Genomic DNA, 17,576 nt, shown 5'->3' with positions numbered 1-17,576 from the left:
CGTAAACAAATTCAATTTATTCCTTGATAAATTCTAGGCTAATTATTTTTCCTTGCCTTAAAATAGTCATAGAAAGACTATCGCCTTTTTTGTTCTTTAAGTGAAATTCACCTTTAATTTTGATTAATGCAACATCCGCTAATGGGTTTGATGACAAAACATCAGCTTCAAAAAGTTCACCATCTAAAAATTCTACCTGAACTAATTCAGCAGATTGCACCACATGGGCTGCGGTCCAAATTAGACCATCTTCAGATATTAAAACACCGGATCCTTGAGTGGCTTTTGCTAGTAAATTTAAATCATCATTAACTTTTCTTGATTCTACAGTAATAATATTGATGACTACTACAGACGACTTTACGTCATTATAAAGTTCGGAAAGATTTTGTGAATTTAAATTAACAGTAAATAAGAGTAATATAGAAAGACATAGTTTATTCATTTTTATTAGTTTGATACATTTAGAATATGTTCTAAATCAAAAACGGGAAGCCAAGGCTTCCCGTTTTCTAATGAAGTGACTATTTTTATTTATACCTACACTAAAATACTCTTTTTCTAACATTAGAATACATTAGTTTTAGTAATAAACAATTTCAATCGCTCCATATAGGTTATAGTTGTTCTATGGTATTTAATAACCAATACTTAAAATAATCTGGGACAACTAAATGTCCCAGATTACTGGTGAAAATGTTCTTTACAGTCTTACTCTGATATTGCATACACTTCTTTACAAAGTCAACACAATACGTTTAAAGCTTTCAAGTACAGTTTTGCACCTAAGGCCATTGTTGTATTGCTACACCAAGACCCTATATTTTTATATTTTCAAAGAACTATCTTATTAATTATACTGCTAATTTACAACGACTTGTAAGATTGCGAACTGACCCAAGTCAGCCTGAGTAATATTTTTTAAAATAGAAACTGGAAGTCTAAACTTCCAGTTTCCTGTTGAGACGATTCATTTTATCTGTACGTCTAACCAACCAATCAAACCTCCCATTTCTGGATTTTTTAAAAGACCAATTTTAGTAAAATAAATTAAATCATTTCAAACTGGTTGCACTTACTTTACAGTAGTTGACAACCAATGTTTTAAATAATCTGGGACAACTAAATGTCCCAGATTACTGGTAAAAAATGTTCTTTACAGTCTTAATTCGATATTGCATACACTTCATTACAAAGGCAACACAATAAGCTTAAAGCTTTCAAGAACAGTTTTTCACCTTAGGTCATTGTTGCATTACTACATCAATAACCTATGTTTTTATATTTTCAAAGAACTGTTTTAATAATTATACTGCTAATTTACAACTGCTTGTAAGATTATGAACTGACCCAAGTCAGTTAGAGCATTTTTTTTTAATTTATTTTCAAATTTGCTCTATAGATTATTTACTTTATATTCATTTTCAAAGGCTTTAGGTTTATCAAGATGAATTGTTTCATTGATACTAAATGAATATGTGGTTGAAAATAAGACCTTTTAATCGTTTTGGTAATTCACCTCTTATATCATCCAACTCGCCACTGGAGACATATCTTCTTAAAACCAAGAATGTTGAGTATATATAATCTTCGGCGATTTCATCTGACTCAAAATCATACAAAGATGTTTTGCCATCAAACGACCTAATGAGATCTATAAAACCTTCCACATCTTTTACTCTTTTTTTATTTGTTTTAATTGACCATCCATTTACATAAACTGCTTTTAAAAACATAGGAAATTGGGCCACAAGTTGTAAGGATTCTTCAACTGAAATTATAGAACGCAAGCCGTGTAAAATAGAACTAAGTACACGACCAGCTCTTTCTGGATCTTCAGAGAGGCATAGTTCTTTTGAATATTCTTTGAGAAACGTATTTCCTTCTGCTGCGTATTGATTAAAATTTAGTGACATAGTATCTGTTTTTAGATTAAACTTATCTTTTTATTAGCCTCTTCTTAAGCTTTTTTAAACTAAAATAGCTATCAAAAATTGGTTTTAAAAATTGACTGATAGTAATTTTTTTATGTTTTTTAAAATTGAGTTACATTCAATGAAACTTATACTAATTAAGGCTAAATATTTTATTTATTAATAGTTAAGTTGTTATTCAAAAAAAATATAGTCATTGGCTTGTTTATAAATTTTCAAACTTTTTTCTGCTTTATTAATATTCTCAATACCTTGTAATAATGCATCTGGATTAAATGAAATGCTATTAATACTTTCATTAACTAAAAAAGCCGCAAATTCAGGGAAGTCACTTGGTGCTTGTCCGCATAATCCTATTTTAGTCTGGGTTTTTCTAGCCGATTGTATGGCCATTTTAATCATCTGTTTTGCCGCCTCATCGTTTTCATCAAATAGTTTTCCCATTAATTCTGAATCTCTATCAATACCTAATGTAAGTTGTGTTAGGTCGTTTGAACCAATAGAAAAACCATCAAATATCTCAGCGAATTTTTCTGCTAAAATTACATTGCTCGGAATTTCAATCATGGTATATATTTCCAACCCATTTTCACCTTGCTTCAACCCATTTTCGGCCATTGTAGCTACTACTTTTTTACCTTCATCTAAAGTTCTGCAAAACGGAATCATTACTTTTAAATTTGTGAGTCCCATTTGTTCTCTTACTTTTTTAATAGCTTCACATTCTAATGCAAAACCTGATTTATATAAATCACTATAATAACGAGAAGCGCCTCTAAAGCCTAACATGGGGTTTTCTTCATGAGGTTCAAAATCTTTTCCTCCTATTAAATTGGCATATTCATTAGTTTTAAAATCACTTAAGCGCACAATCACTTCTTTTGGATAAAAAGCAGCTGCAATGGTTGCGATTCCTTGTGATAGTTTATCTACGAAATATTCTTTTTTGTCTTTATAAATCTCAGTGATTTTTGTAATTTCTTTTTTTAACGAGATATCTGTTAGTTGATCAAATTTTACTAATGCCATAGGATGAATCTTGACATTATGGGTTATGATGAACTCCATTCGTAATAATCCCACCCCATCGTTAGGATAAAAGGATAGGGGAAAGGCATTTTCAGGATCAGCAAGAATCATCTTTACCTCTGTTTTTGGCATTTTGATGTTTTGAAAATCTATCTCTTTTTCTTCAAATGATAGTTCTCCCTTATAAATATATCCCGTTTTTCCCTGAGCACAGGATATAGTAATTAGAGTGCCGTCTATAATAGTTTGTGTGGCATCTCCACAGCCAACAATGGCAGGTACACCTAACTCTCGTGCAACGATGGCTGCGTGACTAGTTCTACCGCCTTTATTGGTAACAATACCAGCGACTTGCTTTAGTAGAGGATCCCAATCTGGTGTAATAGTGTCAGTAATTATTATTGTATTTGGAGCCAAAGAACCTACGTTTTTAGGGGATTTTAAAAAGCATGCTTTTCCAACTTTAATTTTAGAACCAACTGCATTTCCTTGTGATAGAATTGTACCTTTTTCTAAGAGTTTGTATTCAATAAGACTATTTTTATTTCGTTTTTGGTGTACAGTTTCTGGTCGCGCTTGAGTAATAAATAACTGATTTGTAATGCCATCTTTTGCCCATTCTATATCCATGGGTTTTTGGTAATGATCTTCTATCAGTTTTGCCCAATTTGCAAGTTTTATAATTTCACCATCGGTCAATACAAATTGTTGTTGTTTATTTTTAGGTGTTTCTGAATTGACTATCGTTTTCTCTTGCTGTTTATTTGCATAGATCATGGTTAATTTTTTGTCACCTAATTTTTTTTGAATAATAGGATATTTACCTTGCTCCAAACTTGGTTTAAAGACATAAAACTCATCCGAATTTACAGTACCCTGTACAATGTTTTCTCCCAATCCCCAAACACCAGATAATACAATAATATTCTCAAAACCAGATTCTGGTTCGATGGTGAAACCTACGCCAGAACAGCCTTTGTCTGATCGCACCATAAGCTGAACTCCAACAGATAAAGCAATAGTATCATGTTTAAAACCTTTGTCTTCACGGTATTTTATGGCTCGATTGGTATATAAGGAAGCAAAACATTTTTTTACAGCTTCTAATAATTGATTCTCGCCTTTAATATTTAAATACGTTTCGTGTTGTCCTGCAAAGCTAGCATCTGGAAGATCTTCTGCTGTGGCGCTACTTCTTACCGCGACTTCTTTTAAGTCCTTGCCACATAAACTGGTATAAGATTTCTTTATGTCTTTGGAAAATGCAGATGAAAAACTACCACTTAGGATATGTTCTCGTGCCTGTTTTCCAATAGTTTCTAGGTTGGAATAGTCTTTTCTATTAAGCTTTGTTAGCAGTTGTTTTAGAGGTGTTTCAATTTTATTATCTTTTAAAAACTCCCAAAATGCATATGATGTAGTAGCAAAGCCATTAGGTACGGTAACACCTTTTGAAGTTAACCTATTATACATTTCGCCTAATGACGCATTTTTACCTCCTACAGTAGCAACATCTTTTATTCCAATTTCACTGAATTTTTTAATAAGAGCTTTCATTGCTATTCGATTTATATATAACTAAAATTAGTTAGAGTATCTCTTTTCTGAAATGACCCTCGTCATTATATAATGAAATAAAAAATTAGTGCAATTGACCTGGGTCATTTCTAGATAGTGAACCTCAAATTATTTTCGTGGCAGTATTAACAATAAAAAAACATAAGTTATGTCAGTATTAAAAGTAATAGAAGTCTTAGGGAACTCGACAGTGAGCTTTGATGATGCGGTTAAAAATGTTGTTAAAGAAGCCTCACAAAGCGTAAAGAATATTAAATCTGTTTATGTAAAAGATATGCAAGCCACTGTTAAAAATAATGCCGTTGTTCAATATCGGGTAACTACTAAAGTGTGTTTTGGAATAATGGATACAGAATAATTAGTATTAGTTAGGGTTGAAGAGGATTCCTGAAAGCGCGGAAAAGATTGAGGGTCTTTGCTTTTAGGAATCTCTTCTTTTATTATTTTATTAGATATAATATCTAAGGTGAAATGCTACAAATAATCTGCATCTATTTTTTCAATAGGATAATGGGCCTAAACTCCTGACAATTGTCAATAAAAATTAATTTTTTATCCAATATCTGGTTAAACTCAGCCTTTGTTGGCGTAACCAAAATCTGTTCTCTTTCTCTTTTTTCAATTATTTTTACAGTAGTAATGGTTTCTAGTGCTGCAAGGTTTTCTGGATAATTTACTTTTGAAATGATAAGAGAGCCTTCTGGTTTTAAGCTCATAATTTTCACTTCCCAATGATTATCCTTTATTTGATTATTCAGAATTAAATGCCCTTTAAACTGTTTTAAAACATGTTTGGAAATACGATTTGAAAAAAGTGTGTCTTTCAGATTTATTGTAGAATAAATAATTCCATTTTTTTCGATGGCAGGGAAAGATTCATTTACGTCCTTTATAACTAATTGTTCGTTCTCTATTTTAATATCTTCTGTAGCTTCTATTTCTTGTTGCGTAAATGTTACATCAAATAGTTTACTTTTATAAATAAGGTTTTTATCAATGCGCAAACTTACACTGTCATTTTCACACCAATAAATGCCTTGAAAATGTTTAGGAATTGATGTTAAGGTAGCAATGCCTTCAGGCTGAGGTTTATAAAAAACCACAGGAGGCTCACAAGACCAAAATAAGGTTAAGCATACTGCAAATATTATAAATTTATAATGCTTCATTTTTTAATATCTAAATAGCGCATTGATTTTTGAATTTGGATTTGGCATCTCTTCTTTGTCTATCAAATAAACAGAACCACCATTTAAAAATGTTTTTATGGCTGCCAGATTCATCAATGAGATCGTTGTATCATTTTCTTCAGTTTCGGTAATAGTTATGATGTCGTTTTCTAATTTATATATCCCAAAAATATCTTCTAAATTTTCACAGAATAATGTATCAACTTTTCCTTCAAAAGCACTAGGTAATATTATTTCTATTTCAATAGCTGTTTTTCCTGTGCCTTGTGCTTCTAAGAAACGTGTTATTTTATCTTTTCTTTCTTGGTCAAAAGTAGGGGATATAGTTTCCCAAGCTATATCATGTACATCTAAAATATCTTTGGCTTTAAGATGATTATTGATGTTTTTGTTAGAGAAATTTGAGTATGTATTTACGCTTTTGTAAATATCAAAAAGATAGTCTTGAGATGCTACAACTAAGGGGATGTTTTCATCTTTTAAGATTGGTTTAAGACCATCATTAATAGCTCTAAAATATGTTTTGATTTCATTTTTTCTTTTTCCTGTAGCAGCTTCTTGCCCATGGAAAATTGCTTGTCCTCTACCAGCTTGCAGTGTTCTAAATTGGAGATTTTTTTCTTCGTAATCATAACCAATAATGTCTTGTTGATTTTTAGGTATTAAATCATCGATAATAATTTCGGTAATACTATGTTGAGTACATTCATATAATTTAACCTTGCCTAATTCTAATGTCATTAAATAAAAATGACCATCATCAACAAAAAGTGGCATCAAAGGTTTTAGGTAAAATGAATTTGAGATATAATTATAGGCTTCAAAATGAATAGGGAGTGTATATTTTTGAAAATAATTTTCGGCTATATAAATAGCTAAACCATCGGATTGTTGCCTCCAAAATAAATTGTCATCTATTAATTCCTGAACTGGTGCCGTAATAGTATCAATAGTGGTTTTATGAATTCCTTTTTTTGCTAATTTTTTTTTTACAAGTTGTAACTGTATTTTTAAGGATAAAGAATCCTCCTCTTGTAGTACTTCTTTTCCTAATCTGTGTGTAGGTATAAAAATTGAAATACAATTTTCTTGATGGATATGATGTAAGTTGGCTAATTCTTTTTTAGATAGTAAAGTCATGATATTTCGGATTTAATGAACCAAATTTGTATTAACTTGTTTACTAAAGTCGTAAAATAGCAAAACTTATAAAATGACCCACATCAGTAGCGCTGTATTATTAATGTTGTTTAAAAACATTAATTAATAAGTGTTTCTATTGTATTTATTGCTTTATCAATTGAATTAGCATTTTGCTCAAAATTTTTCCAAGGATCGTCTATTGTTTCTAATCGTTTAAAAATAGTATCCATAGTATAATATTGGGCATTTAGTGAGGCGTCATTTAATTCATTCCAATGTAAAGGTGTCGCTACAGGTGCATTTTCTATAGCCCTAATTGAATATGGAACAACACTAGTTTGTGCATAAGAATTTCTAAGAAAATCAATGTATAGTCTGCCTTCGCGTTTGTTTTTTCTAATTGCAGTCGTAAATTCTGTTGGGTTATTGTTACAAATATAATTTGCTACGGTTTTTGTGAAATTATGTATTACATCAAAATTTTGATTCGTTTTTAATGGTACTGCTATATGTAAGCCTTCAGAACCAGAGGTCATTACATAAGTATTTAGCTCTAACTTTTCTTCTAAAAGAAAACGTAATGCTTTTGCAACTTTAACAGCTAATTTAAAATTTCCTTTCGGCGGATCTAAATCAAAAACTAATTTATCTGGATGATTTATTTTTTCAACTTTACTTAAAGTAACATGAAAGGTTAATACATTTTGATTTATAAGATAAAGCAAAGTCTCTTTAGAATTACAGACCACATGATTAACCCAACCATCCAATTTTTTGATTTTTACAGTTGGAATCCATTTTGGAAAATAATCTGGAGCATTTTTTTGAAAAAAGCCTTCTTCACCTATACCTTTAGGGAATCGTTGCATGGTTAAGGGACGGTCTTTTAAATATGGAAGTATATAATTTGCAATTCTATCATAATATAGAATCAAGTTATTTTTTGTGATTCCGGATTCTGGAAATAACGCCTTCTCTTTATGCGTGATTTTTATTTCTTGAGTGTTAATGTTCATCAGAATATATTTTATGTTAATTATGTATTGTTCTAGATATTAAAACAACCTTGATTTATGAGTTAAAATCAAGGTTGTTTTGATAAAATAAACTCATACAATAGTGTGTCTAGTCTATGCATACTCTGTATAATATTGTACTTTAAGTTTATTTTTAACATCATAAACACCAGGTGCATTATAAGCAGCAGTTTCAGCATCTTCTTTTTCTTTAATAGAATGTACTTTTCCACGTAAAGTCACCGTATGACCATGAGTTTCTAGAATAATGCTATCTGCATCTAGAGTTGCCATTCGTTGAAATGCTTTTTTGATTTTATCTTTGACTTCTGAGGGTTTAATATTATTTTTTAATGAGATAGAATTACTCACACCCTTTACTCCTAATAAATTCTTAATAGCATTTTTTGCAGCATTTTTTTGGTAAGACCATAGTACTTCACCTGATAAATAGGCCCAACCATTTTCAACTTTTACTGTAATATCGTCTTCAGGAACTGAAGAATTCCATTCAAAAGCATCGACAATAGCTTTGGCTATCTCTTTGTCGGTTTTCTTAAAATCAGTGCCATACTTAACCTCTATATCAAGAGCGACAGCTTTTACTCCTTCAACACTTTTTGCAGCTTTTTCTGCAGCTAGTTTTTTAGAGTAATTATTAACTACACCGCTAAGTGTTACTACTCCATTTTCGACAATGACTCCTATCTGAGTTTCATCGATATTAGGTTGCCACGCTAATTCGTCTAATACATCGTCTTTAATTTCTAAATCTGTTTTCATTTTTTAAGATTTTAATTAAACATTAACTAATCCCATTTTTACAATAAGATTGATCTTGTGATACAAATGTATTTAGATTGTAAGTGGTTGAGAATGATCTAGATCAGTCTGTGTGATTTTAACATTTTTGTTTTTTTGACTTTGTAATTTTTTGTTGTTATAGCATTGCGTCTTGATACTTTTATTTAAAGTATATACGTTAAAAACAACTTTTAGAAATACATTATAACTATAAAAAGAATGAGCATTTGCTAACAGCATGTAAAAAAACAATAACAAAAAAACTACTTTTTTCCATTCCCTGAATAGAGAATTTGCGCTTTAATTGAAAAAGTACATTATTTTAGGAATTAGATTTAGTTGTTATAAATTCCTTTTTTCTCCATACCACCATCTGCTTTTAGATGTCTTAATTTTAAGCGGAGCACCATATTTACTTTCTAATTTTATATTGATATAATTCATACCTTCTGAAACAGAATCTGTAACCAAAAACAAATCTAAATCGTTTACTGAAATGGTTCCTAGCATTTGCATTACTTTTATTTGTTCTAATAATTTAGACCAATAATCTTTACCAAATAGTACTACTGGGAAATTGGATATTTTTTTGTTTTGAAGCAGTGTTAGTGTTTCAAAAAGTTCGTCCATAGTGCCAAAACCACCAGGAAACACAACAAATGCATATGAGTATTTTAGTAGTAGTACTTTTCTAACATAAAAATGATTCATGGTAATATTAAAATCAAGATATGAATTGGGATGCTGTTCTTTTGGTAATTCAATATTACAACCAATAGACATCCCAAAAACGTCTTTTGCACCACGGTTAGCAGCTTCCATAATACCAGGTCCACCACCAGTCATAACCGTGAATCCTTTTTTAGCAATAAGTTGTGCAAGTGCTCTAGCTTGTTGGTAATATAAATTATTCTCTTCAAACCTTGCAGAGCCAAAAATGGTTATGCATGGTTCTAGAAAATGGAGTTTCCTAAAGCCATGAATAAACTCGGATACTATAGAAAGCAAGCTAATTAATTCTTTAATACGATTTCTTTTGCCACCTAGAAATTTTGCTTCACGATTATTATGTTTCATAATTAATATATGGTTTTTTAAAAATAGGAAGCGTTCCTTAATCTTCAACTGATATTGGTCATTTCAGAAGTAGTTTTTTTGAGCTTACTTTGTTATATAGGTGTAATTAATTCATAAAAGAAAACATGTTAGGCTATTTAAATAATAAACAAATTGAACACGTATTGCAGAGTTTAATTATCGGTAGAATAGGTTGCCATGCGGATGATAGAACTTATGTAGTACCTGTAACTTATGCTTACGACGGAAAATATATTTATGGTCACACCAAAGAAGGCTTAAAGATTAGCATGATGCGAAAAAATCCTATGGTTTGTTTTGAAGTTGATGTGATGGAGAATATGAGCAATTGGAGAAGCGTTATTGCTTGGGGGAAATTTGAAGAATTAAAATCACCAGAGCAACGTAAAGAAGGCCTTAAAATATTAATGAATGTAGTAATGCCATTAATGACTGGTGAAACCACAATTAGTCATCCTATGAGTGACTCACACCAAAAAACTATTGAAGCTATGAAAGGTGTTGTGTATAGAATTGAACTAACCAAGAAAACAGGACGGTACGAAAAAACGTAATTAACAAATTCTTATTTGAATAAAGGTTAATATTTTGTTTAATAGATTATTAATTAGATTTTAAATTTACTCAAATCCGTAATTTAATATGAAGCGAGCTTGTAGAGCATTATTGTATATATGAGTTCGTTAGTAGTGAACGGTATTTTAATCATAATAACTGTTGAGATAGAGAATAATACATATAAACAGATGAAAGTACTTATATTTAGTGCCAAAGATTTTGAAATTCCTTATTTAGAACAAGCAAATAGGGGAAAGCATAAATTCGTTTTTGTTAAAGAAGCTTTATCATCCCAAACAGCTATGAAGGTTATAGGTTATGACGCCATATCTATATTCTCAGCAGATGAAGCATGTTTTAATACCATCGAAAAACTTAGAGATTTTGGTGTGAAATATATAGCACTTCGGTCTGTTGGTTTTGATAATGTAAATATAAAATCAGCAACTAGGTTAGACATTAGAGTAGCAAATGTACCTGAATATTCGCCTTATGCAATTGCAGAACATGCTGCAGGTTTATTATTAGCAGTAAATAGAAAATTAATTGAATCTAATCGAAGGGTAAAACACTTTAATTTTAATATCAATAATCTCGTTGGTTTTGATTTAAATACTAAAACAGTTGGTATTATTGGCACCGGAAAAATTGGAGCTGTAATGACCAAAATAATGCATGGATTTGGTTGTCATATTTTGGGTTATGATATTAAGCAAAATGTGGAATTAGTTACTAATTATAATTTGCGTTATACAACGCTTAAAAAATTATGCGAACTAGCAGATATTATATCTATACATGTGCCTTTAAATAGAGAAACTCATCAACTTATAAATGAAGATTTAATTTCTGAAATGAAACAAGGGGTTGTCATTATAAATACTGCTAGAGGCGCGGTTATTAATGCAAAAGATGTTATTGAAGGCATTAAAAATGGAAAAATTGGCGCTTTAGGTATGGATGTGTATGAAAACGAAAAAGGAATTTTTTTTAGAGATCATTCTCTTAATATTCCTGATGATAATTTATTATTAGCACTAAATGCCAGACCCAATGTGTTAATAACAGGTCATCATGCTTTTTTAACAGATGAAGCTTTAACTAATATAGCAGAAACTACAATCTATAATTTAGACTGTTGGGAAGCAGGAAAAGAAACAGAAAATGAATTAACTAAAATAGATAACACAACACAAACTTTATAAAATTAGACTTTTAATATATTTCTGTTGAATTATAATCTATAGCCACGACTTCTAAATTTAACCAATTAAAATCACCTTCTTTTAATTTCCAAGTTACATTAGATTTATATGGGATTTTTATATGGTGAAAGACCCTATAAGCTTCCACTGTAATTTGCCATTTTTCTAATTTAGAATTTTCACTACCACCATAATAACGTTTTGCCTCAAATGTAATTAAATCTCCTTTGTCATTAAAAGAAAAGATACCTGAAACTGATTGGTCTTTATAAGTAAAGGTTGCTTTAGCAGCATTAAAATTTATGATTTCCCAACTTAAATAATTGCTTAATGCAGCAGAAGGAAACCAACATATTTCAGCCAAATATCTATGCATTGCGCTAGAATCTATTTTAGGATTATCTGATGCTTTTACCAAAGGAAGAAGTCCTGCAAGTTTAATAAGCATTTCTCCTTTACCATCTTTCAATTTGTCTCTACCATGTATGTTGATTAATGGTAATGCAGCAACTTTTGTTTGCCATACAAATGAAGGATTCTCAACATTAAAGTATTGTGTAGCTTCAAATGGCATCCATTTGCTATTTGGTTTAGTTCGCATGTTTCCTATTTGTTTTAATCTTACAGATTGTACTATTGGGTTGCCTATAGAACCAGAATTAATAATCCATTTCTGAACAATCTGCGGTAAATGCACAATATCATTTTCCGAAATTATCGGAAGATTTTTAGTTTTTATATTCTGAAGTATTTGTTTTGATTCTTTTTCAACTAGTGCATCAAATTTATCCGAAGCAAAAGCCGAAATACTCACTAGTAATATCACAATATTGATAATGGTACCAAACTTAGCATCGCTCCAAGCTAGAATAATAAGAATTTGAGATACTAGGACAGCAATAAGCCCTAAATAAAACCACTTTTTACCAGTTTGAACTTGTATTGAGACAACTATAAACATAATAAAAGTGACTAACCATATAGAGCCAATAGGTTTTGAAACTCCTACTAGTTGTTTACTGATGTCTGTTTCAAAAAAAGCTTTCACATAGCCTATTAAGTGAATAAGACCATGGATTATTAAAATAAAACTGAAGGCAGATTTCATTTGTTTAGATTTACTATTGTTTCAATTGTCATATTTAATGATTATTGATAATCATTTACATGAGAGATTTTACAACTAACAGATTTTTTTAGTATTACTAACTCAAAAGAAACCTTTTTAATACTGAATATTTACAATATTGTATAGCATTAGTTTGTTGGGATAGTTTTGTGTTTTTTTAGTATTAGAACAATAACTTAATTTTATAACAGAAAAATTGTACAAAATATAAGTATGATTACTGCAATATAAAGTTTAGTATAGATTTTCATAATAGCACATTATTTATAACCTAAAGTTAATTAATGAAGTATTTTGTCAGAATGATGCAGGTCAGTTGAACTCAATGAATCCATTTTTTAGAATATTTAATAGTCTATTAGTTATAGAAGGTGTATTTACATTTTCTTGTACTTGCTAAATAAGAGGTTCTTCTCAAAATGTATGATTAGGCAATCTTAAATTCTAGTTATTAGATACCTTATATCTCAATTTTAATAAGGTTTTAACATGTATTATTACGATATGAATCTCTTAAGGTTTGGTTTTTAGTTCTATAAATGTAATTTCTGGACGCATACCAATTCTGGCCGGAAAACCTAACCAACCCAAACCTCTATTAACATAGAGATATTGCGTGTTATGTTTATATAAACCTGCCCAATGTTTAAACTTGTATTTTATAGGACTCCATTGCAAATTTTTATATTGAAAAGCAGCCTGCATGCCATGCGTATGACCTGCAAGTGTTAAAATGATATCTGTATTGTCTATCACTTCTTCTGGCCAATGTGTTGGGTCGTGAGATAATAGAATTTTAAACGGAACGTGTTGCACTTTAGTTATTGCTTTTTCTAAATCTGCATATTGTTTAAGTGGTGGTTCTCCCCAATTTTCTACTCCAATTATTGCGATTTCTTCGCTATTTTTTGAAATAATTTCGGCTTCGTTCAATAATAATTTAAAATCAATAGTTTTGTAAAATTGCTGAATAGCTTCAAAATTTTCTTGTTTTGCTTCTAAAGTTTCCCATAGACTGTAATCTCCATAATCGTGGTTACCTAAAATAGCATATTTCCCTTTTTTTGATTCTAATCGTTTAAAAACTTTACCCCAACCACGTAATTCCCATTCAAAATTATTTACTAAATCTCCTGTAATGAAAATATAATCTGGTTTTAAATGGTTAATTTTTTCAATAGCAGATTCTAGTTTTTTATATCTATAATTAAAACTACCTAAATGCAAATCGGATAGCTGAACAATCTTTAAACCATCAAAAGATTTTGGTAATAGCTTAGTTCTAATAATATGATGATGAACTTTAAATCTATATTTAGCTTTTAAAATACCATACAGAATTACAAAAAAAGGAAGAAACCCAGAAAAGAGTCCAACAATGGGCACTACAATTAGTGACTTACTTTCTGAAAACATGAAATTTGTAAAATACAATATAGAGATAATAATTACGAAGATGAGTTTGGGCACAAATGACAATATGGCAAGACCATAAAACCTAGATATTAGTAATTGTTTTCTAATGGGACTTATAGCATCTAAAATAACTTTAAATACTAAGATGGATGCTATTAAGCCAACTGTAAATATCCAGAACAACACATGGATACTTATGCTAAAAAAAGCAGAGTCTATAAGATTAGTTATAGATTTAAGCCAATAAAAAGCAGTGATATCTACTAATAAAATAGCGCAACACAATAAAAAAATTGTAAAAAGAGAAACTGTTCTCATGTGTTTTATTTATTAGTTTTCTGAGCTTATAATGTACATTCATATAATCACTATCTTCAGTATTGATAATTCCCTATGGTATTTTCATGTGTTTGATTACTGTTTTTCACTCGGACTATTTTTTTTAAATCTTCTTTTATCTCTTAAAGCCCAATAAATACCTTTAACATCAGAGGCCCAATTATTATACATGAAAATCAATGTTATTTCTTCAAATGTTTCTAAAAGTCCAATCCCTATCATAATATAAAACAAAGTATATTCAGGGTGAAAGAACAAAGAACAAAGAATAAATATACTTTGCATAACAGCAGAAAATTTTGCTAAATAGGTATGAAATGCAGTAGCCTTTCCATATTTTATATAAGCGATAACCATTTGTATAATGTAAGGTGTAAAGGCAATACCAATTAAAATAAGATTAGTTTTTATAAAATTAGTTTCAAAGACATACAGACCAATTAATCCTACAATTAATGTTATTTGGTCTCCAAAGGAATCTAGCTGTGAGCCTCTAGAGCTTGTGATTTTTAATTTTCTGGCTAAAAAACCGTCTATAGCATCAGTAGAATAGCTAACTAGTAACAACCATGTAAAAATTAACCTAAAATCTAACCAAATTAAAAGCAACAAAAAAGGTGATGCAAAAATGCGATAGAACGAAAACCAATCAGCAATATTATAATTTTTGAATGTCAGCATATATTTTTTTAAATAGGAACTTATCAATCATTGGGTTGGCATAACACTAAGTTTAGAAATATTTAGGCTAAAGAGATGATTTTTTAACCATTGTAGTTTCTATTTTAATTGTAACCTAATAGTATTAGGAGCAAATATTGAAGCGTTTAAATAACTCTATAATTCTATGTTTAAAAGGCTAATTTTGATTGTAGCAAAATGTATTCGTTTAAATTTACGGCATCAATTGCACCAATAAGTTTACCATTCTCCATTACTGGAAATAATTCTTGTTTATCATTATAAATAAGTTGATATACCTTTTTAATACTATCTGTACCTTTTATGGTTTTGAAATTCACCTCCATTATTTCTCCAACCAAAACCATTTTATTAGAGTTTTCAATAATTGTTTTATGATGTAAAAGCCCTATAATGGTTTGGTCTTCAACAACAATAAAATTAGTTTCGGTGCCAGAAATTATTTTATTTACAACAAGGTCTATAGAGTCTTGAGGTTTAAAAGTTGTGATATTAAGTAGCATAGCTTCTTCTACCGTGTGACCATCAAGTAAAGCTATTTGTTGCACCATCAGGTTTTCGCCAAAAGCTCCCAAAAAGATAAATAAGGCTATAAATACTAAAAACGGATTGTAAAGCAGACCAATTAAAAAGAATAGAACGGCTATTATAAGTCCGAGATTAGATGCAATTTTAGTAGCCTTAACACGACCTATTTTTATAGCTAATAATGCTCTGAGGATTCGACCTCCATCCATAGGAAATGCAGGTATACTATTAAACACGGCTAAACCAATGTTAACAATAAATAAAAAAAACAAAAAACTTTGTAAATTATAACGTACTAAAACGTCAAAAGATTCGGTAAAGTTTAATTGAATAAAATCTTTAACAGGCACAATAAAAAACAATAAAATAGCTATAATCACATTGATTAGTGGGCCAGCTATGGCAATCAATATTTCTTGTTTTGGTGATTCAGGAAGCTTTTCAAAAGTTGCCATTCCTCCAATGGGAAGTAGTGTTATTTTCTCAGTTTTAATATTATAATGGTTTGCCATAAAAGCATGACCTAATTCATGCAACACAACACATAAAAAAACAGCTAAAATAAAAGTTGTATTAAATAAAATATTTTCAGTATTGCCCCCTTGTGTTAGTTCGGCGAAAATAACCCATGCCATGAGTAGAAAAAACGTCCAATGGACTCTAATCTTAATACCTGAAACTTGACCTAGATTTAAATTCGCTTTCATATTAGGCTTATTCTTTAATTTTGATGATGTTCCATAAGTTTTTCTTGTTTTTAACTGCGTAAAGATCTTCTGAAATTCGTTTAGAAGTGATTTGAGGAACTGCTATTAAAAAGTCTTTATCCAAAACAATGTTAACTCCATCTTGATTGAGGTAATAAGTAATTTTTCCTTGAATATCAATAAGTACTTCAAAATACCTATAGTTAACAATATCCTTATCTAAAGCTGTGTTTTTTGCAATGACTTTTTTATTTACTTTTAAAGCAATGGCAATACCGTCCTTAAAGTCGGTGCTATTTAAAAATTGTGGTTCAATAATTGTATTTCCAGATTTATCAATAAATCCAAAATATGAAATACCATCTTTAACTGCTACTATTGGGCATCTATCATTATTAAACATAGGATAGTCTCCATCTTCCGTATTTGTTGTAACCAAATCGGTTCTGAAATTTATAATTTGTTGGCCTTCTTTATTTATAAATCCCCATTTTCCATCTTTTTGAATGGCTGCAACATCATTGTGAATTGGTGAAATATAATCAACATTATTTACAGATTGTGCTACTGCTAAAATTGGAATGGTAATAAAGGTTAGAAATAATATTACTGCCTTTTTCATGATATTTTTGTTTTATAGTTAATATTTTAAAATTAATATTGAATATGTAAGTATGAAATGATTTAGGTCAGACTAGAGCTTATTATTATTATTATTATGTAAAATTTATAAATTCAGTTCTAATAGGATAGGGCAGTGGTCTCATCCGTAATATTTAGACCTTAGGTCTACAGATTTAATATTTTAGCTAAGGCTTTCTTCTTTAGCTTTAACGATGATTGCTCAGCTTTTTTTTATAATTATAGTTTTTGTTATTTAAAATATTGAAGCCTAAAGAATTTCTGTTTTTAAATGGTGAATTAACAAATTGTTTGAAATACACAAAAATTCAAGAGCTATAAACACGATTTGGTCTTGTACTTTTGTTACCTGAAGACCTAAAATATATGGATTCATTTATATTTTAGGTAATGATTGTTGTTTTTAATGAACTACTATTAATTCGTTTTGTACAGCATAAATACCTGCTGCATTAAAAGCTACTTTTTCGGCTTTCTTTTTTTCTGTGACAGATTGTACATTGCCTGTTAATTTTACAGCATGGTTGGTGGTTTCTACAGTAATACCTAAAGCTTCAA

17 protein-coding genes are annotated in these 17,576 nt (G+C 29.9%); 3 read left to right on the top strand and 14 right to left on the bottom strand.

Translation table 11 applies throughout. The features are described from left to right. Nucleotides 1-16: 16 nt before the first annotated feature. From Q0807_RS15205 to ppsA, 3 genes are all read right to left on the bottom strand, one after another. Nucleotides 17-445: a S1C family serine protease gene (locus Q0807_RS15205; protein WP_299111279.1), complete on the bottom strand. Its 429-nt coding sequence runs from the start codon at nucleotides 443-445 to the stop codon at nucleotides 17-19. A gap of 1,021 nt (nucleotides 446-1,466) precedes the next feature. After that, nucleotides 1,467-1,916 (bottom strand): DUF2267 domain-containing protein, encoded by a 450-nt coding sequence (locus Q0807_RS15200; protein WP_299111276.1) that lies wholly within the window; start codon nucleotides 1,914-1,916, stop codon nucleotides 1,467-1,469. A 192-nt stretch (nucleotides 1,917-2,108) separates the two neighbouring features. Next, nucleotides 2,109-4,520: a phosphoenolpyruvate synthase gene (gene ppsA, locus Q0807_RS15195; RefSeq protein ID WP_299111274.1), complete on the bottom strand. Its 2,412-nt coding sequence runs from the start codon at nucleotides 4,518-4,520 to the stop codon at nucleotides 2,109-2,111. A 169-nt stretch (nucleotides 4,521-4,689) separates the two neighbouring features. Here ppsA and Q0807_RS15190 point away from each other — a divergent pair, with 169 nt between their 5' ends. Next, nucleotides 4,690-4,899, top strand: coding sequence for a dodecin family protein (locus tag Q0807_RS15190; RefSeq protein WP_299111272.1), 210 nt, complete (start codon nucleotides 4,690-4,692; stop codon nucleotides 4,897-4,899). 133 nt (nucleotides 4,900-5,032) lie between these two features. On the opposite strand, the gene Q0807_RS15185 is transcribed toward Q0807_RS15190, so the two are convergent. The 5 genes from Q0807_RS15185 to Q0807_RS15165 all read right to left on the bottom strand — a co-directional run bounded on the left by Q0807_RS15185 (nucleotide 5,033) and on the right by Q0807_RS15165 (nucleotide 9,771). Then, entirely contained in the window at nucleotides 5,033-5,710 is a 678-nt protein-coding gene (locus tag Q0807_RS15185; protein WP_299111269.1) for a hypothetical protein, read from the bottom strand. A gap of 3 nt (nucleotides 5,711-5,713) precedes the next feature. Next, nucleotides 5,714-6,871, bottom strand: a complete 1,158-nt coding sequence (locus Q0807_RS15180; protein ID WP_299111265.1) for a hypothetical protein — start codon at nucleotides 6,869-6,871, stop codon at nucleotides 5,714-5,716. Between the two features lie 119 nt (nucleotides 6,872-6,990). Next, a complete protein-coding gene (gene ligD, locus Q0807_RS15175) occupies nucleotides 6,991-7,890 on the bottom strand; it encodes a non-homologous end-joining DNA ligase (protein WP_299111264.1) in 900 nt (299 codons plus the stop codon). A 114-nt stretch (nucleotides 7,891-8,004) separates the two neighbouring features. Further along, the gene (locus Q0807_RS15170; protein ID WP_299111262.1) at nucleotides 8,005-8,673 is read right to left on the bottom strand and encodes a BON domain-containing protein; all 669 of its coding nucleotides are present in this window, start codon (nucleotides 8,671-8,673) and stop codon (nucleotides 8,005-8,007) included. Between the two features lie 363 nt (nucleotides 8,674-9,036). Then, the gene (locus tag Q0807_RS15165) at nucleotides 9,037-9,771 is read right to left on the bottom strand and encodes a TIGR00730 family Rossman fold protein (RefSeq protein ID WP_299111260.1); all 735 of its coding nucleotides are present in this window, start codon (nucleotides 9,769-9,771) and stop codon (nucleotides 9,037-9,039) included. A 125-nt stretch (nucleotides 9,772-9,896) separates the two neighbouring features. Here Q0807_RS15165 and Q0807_RS15160 point away from each other — a divergent pair, with 125 nt between their 5' ends. Together Q0807_RS15160 and Q0807_RS15155 are read left to right on the top strand one after the other, a co-directional pair. Then, complete coding sequence (locus tag Q0807_RS15160; protein ID WP_299111258.1) at nucleotides 9,897-10,346, top strand: pyridoxamine 5'-phosphate oxidase family protein; 450 nt, start codon at nucleotides 9,897-9,899, stop codon at nucleotides 10,344-10,346. 192 nt (nucleotides 10,347-10,538) lie between these two features. Next, nucleotides 10,539-11,555, top strand: a complete 1,017-nt coding sequence (locus Q0807_RS15155; protein ID WP_299111256.1) for a 2-hydroxyacid dehydrogenase — start codon at nucleotides 10,539-10,541, stop codon at nucleotides 11,553-11,555. Nucleotides 11,556-11,565: 10 nt separating this feature from the next. Here the strand turns inward: Q0807_RS15155 and Q0807_RS15150 are convergent, their stop codons facing one another. The 6 genes from Q0807_RS15150 to Q0807_RS18955 form a co-directional block, all read right to left on the bottom strand. Further along, nucleotides 11,566-12,663, bottom strand: a complete 1,098-nt coding sequence (locus Q0807_RS15150) for a DUF6544 family protein (protein ID WP_299111254.1) — start codon at nucleotides 12,661-12,663, stop codon at nucleotides 11,566-11,568. A gap of 534 nt (nucleotides 12,664-13,197) precedes the next feature. Continuing rightward, complete coding sequence (locus Q0807_RS15145) at nucleotides 13,198-14,418, bottom strand: metallophosphoesterase (RefSeq protein WP_299111252.1); 1,221 nt, start codon at nucleotides 14,416-14,418, stop codon at nucleotides 13,198-13,200. Between the two features lie 96 nt (nucleotides 14,419-14,514). Further along, entirely contained in the window at nucleotides 14,515-15,120 is a 606-nt protein-coding gene (locus tag Q0807_RS15140) for a CDP-alcohol phosphatidyltransferase family protein (protein WP_299111250.1), read from the bottom strand. A gap of 170 nt (nucleotides 15,121-15,290) precedes the next feature. After that, entirely contained in the window at nucleotides 15,291-16,376 is a 1,086-nt protein-coding gene (locus Q0807_RS15135) for a site-2 protease family protein (RefSeq protein WP_299111248.1), read from the bottom strand. Between the two features lie 7 nt (nucleotides 16,377-16,383). Further along, the gene (locus tag Q0807_RS15130; protein WP_299111246.1) at nucleotides 16,384-16,998 is read right to left on the bottom strand and encodes a WG repeat-containing protein; all 615 of its coding nucleotides are present in this window, start codon (nucleotides 16,996-16,998) and stop codon (nucleotides 16,384-16,386) included. Nucleotides 16,999-17,421: 423 nt separating this feature from the next. Next, nucleotides 17,422-17,562: a BON domain-containing protein gene (locus Q0807_RS18955; protein WP_367180268.1), complete on the bottom strand. Its 141-nt coding sequence runs from the start codon at nucleotides 17,560-17,562 to the stop codon at nucleotides 17,422-17,424. Nucleotides 17,563-17,576: the final 14 nt, after the last annotated feature.

This window comes from uncultured Winogradskyella sp. (assembly GCF_947495255.1).
Taxonomy (GTDB): domain Bacteria; phylum Bacteroidota; class Bacteroidia; order Flavobacteriales; family Flavobacteriaceae; genus Winogradskyella.
The sequence above is the reverse complement of the archived record's forward strand: the minus strand, read 5'-3'. Positions and strand labels throughout refer to the sequence as shown.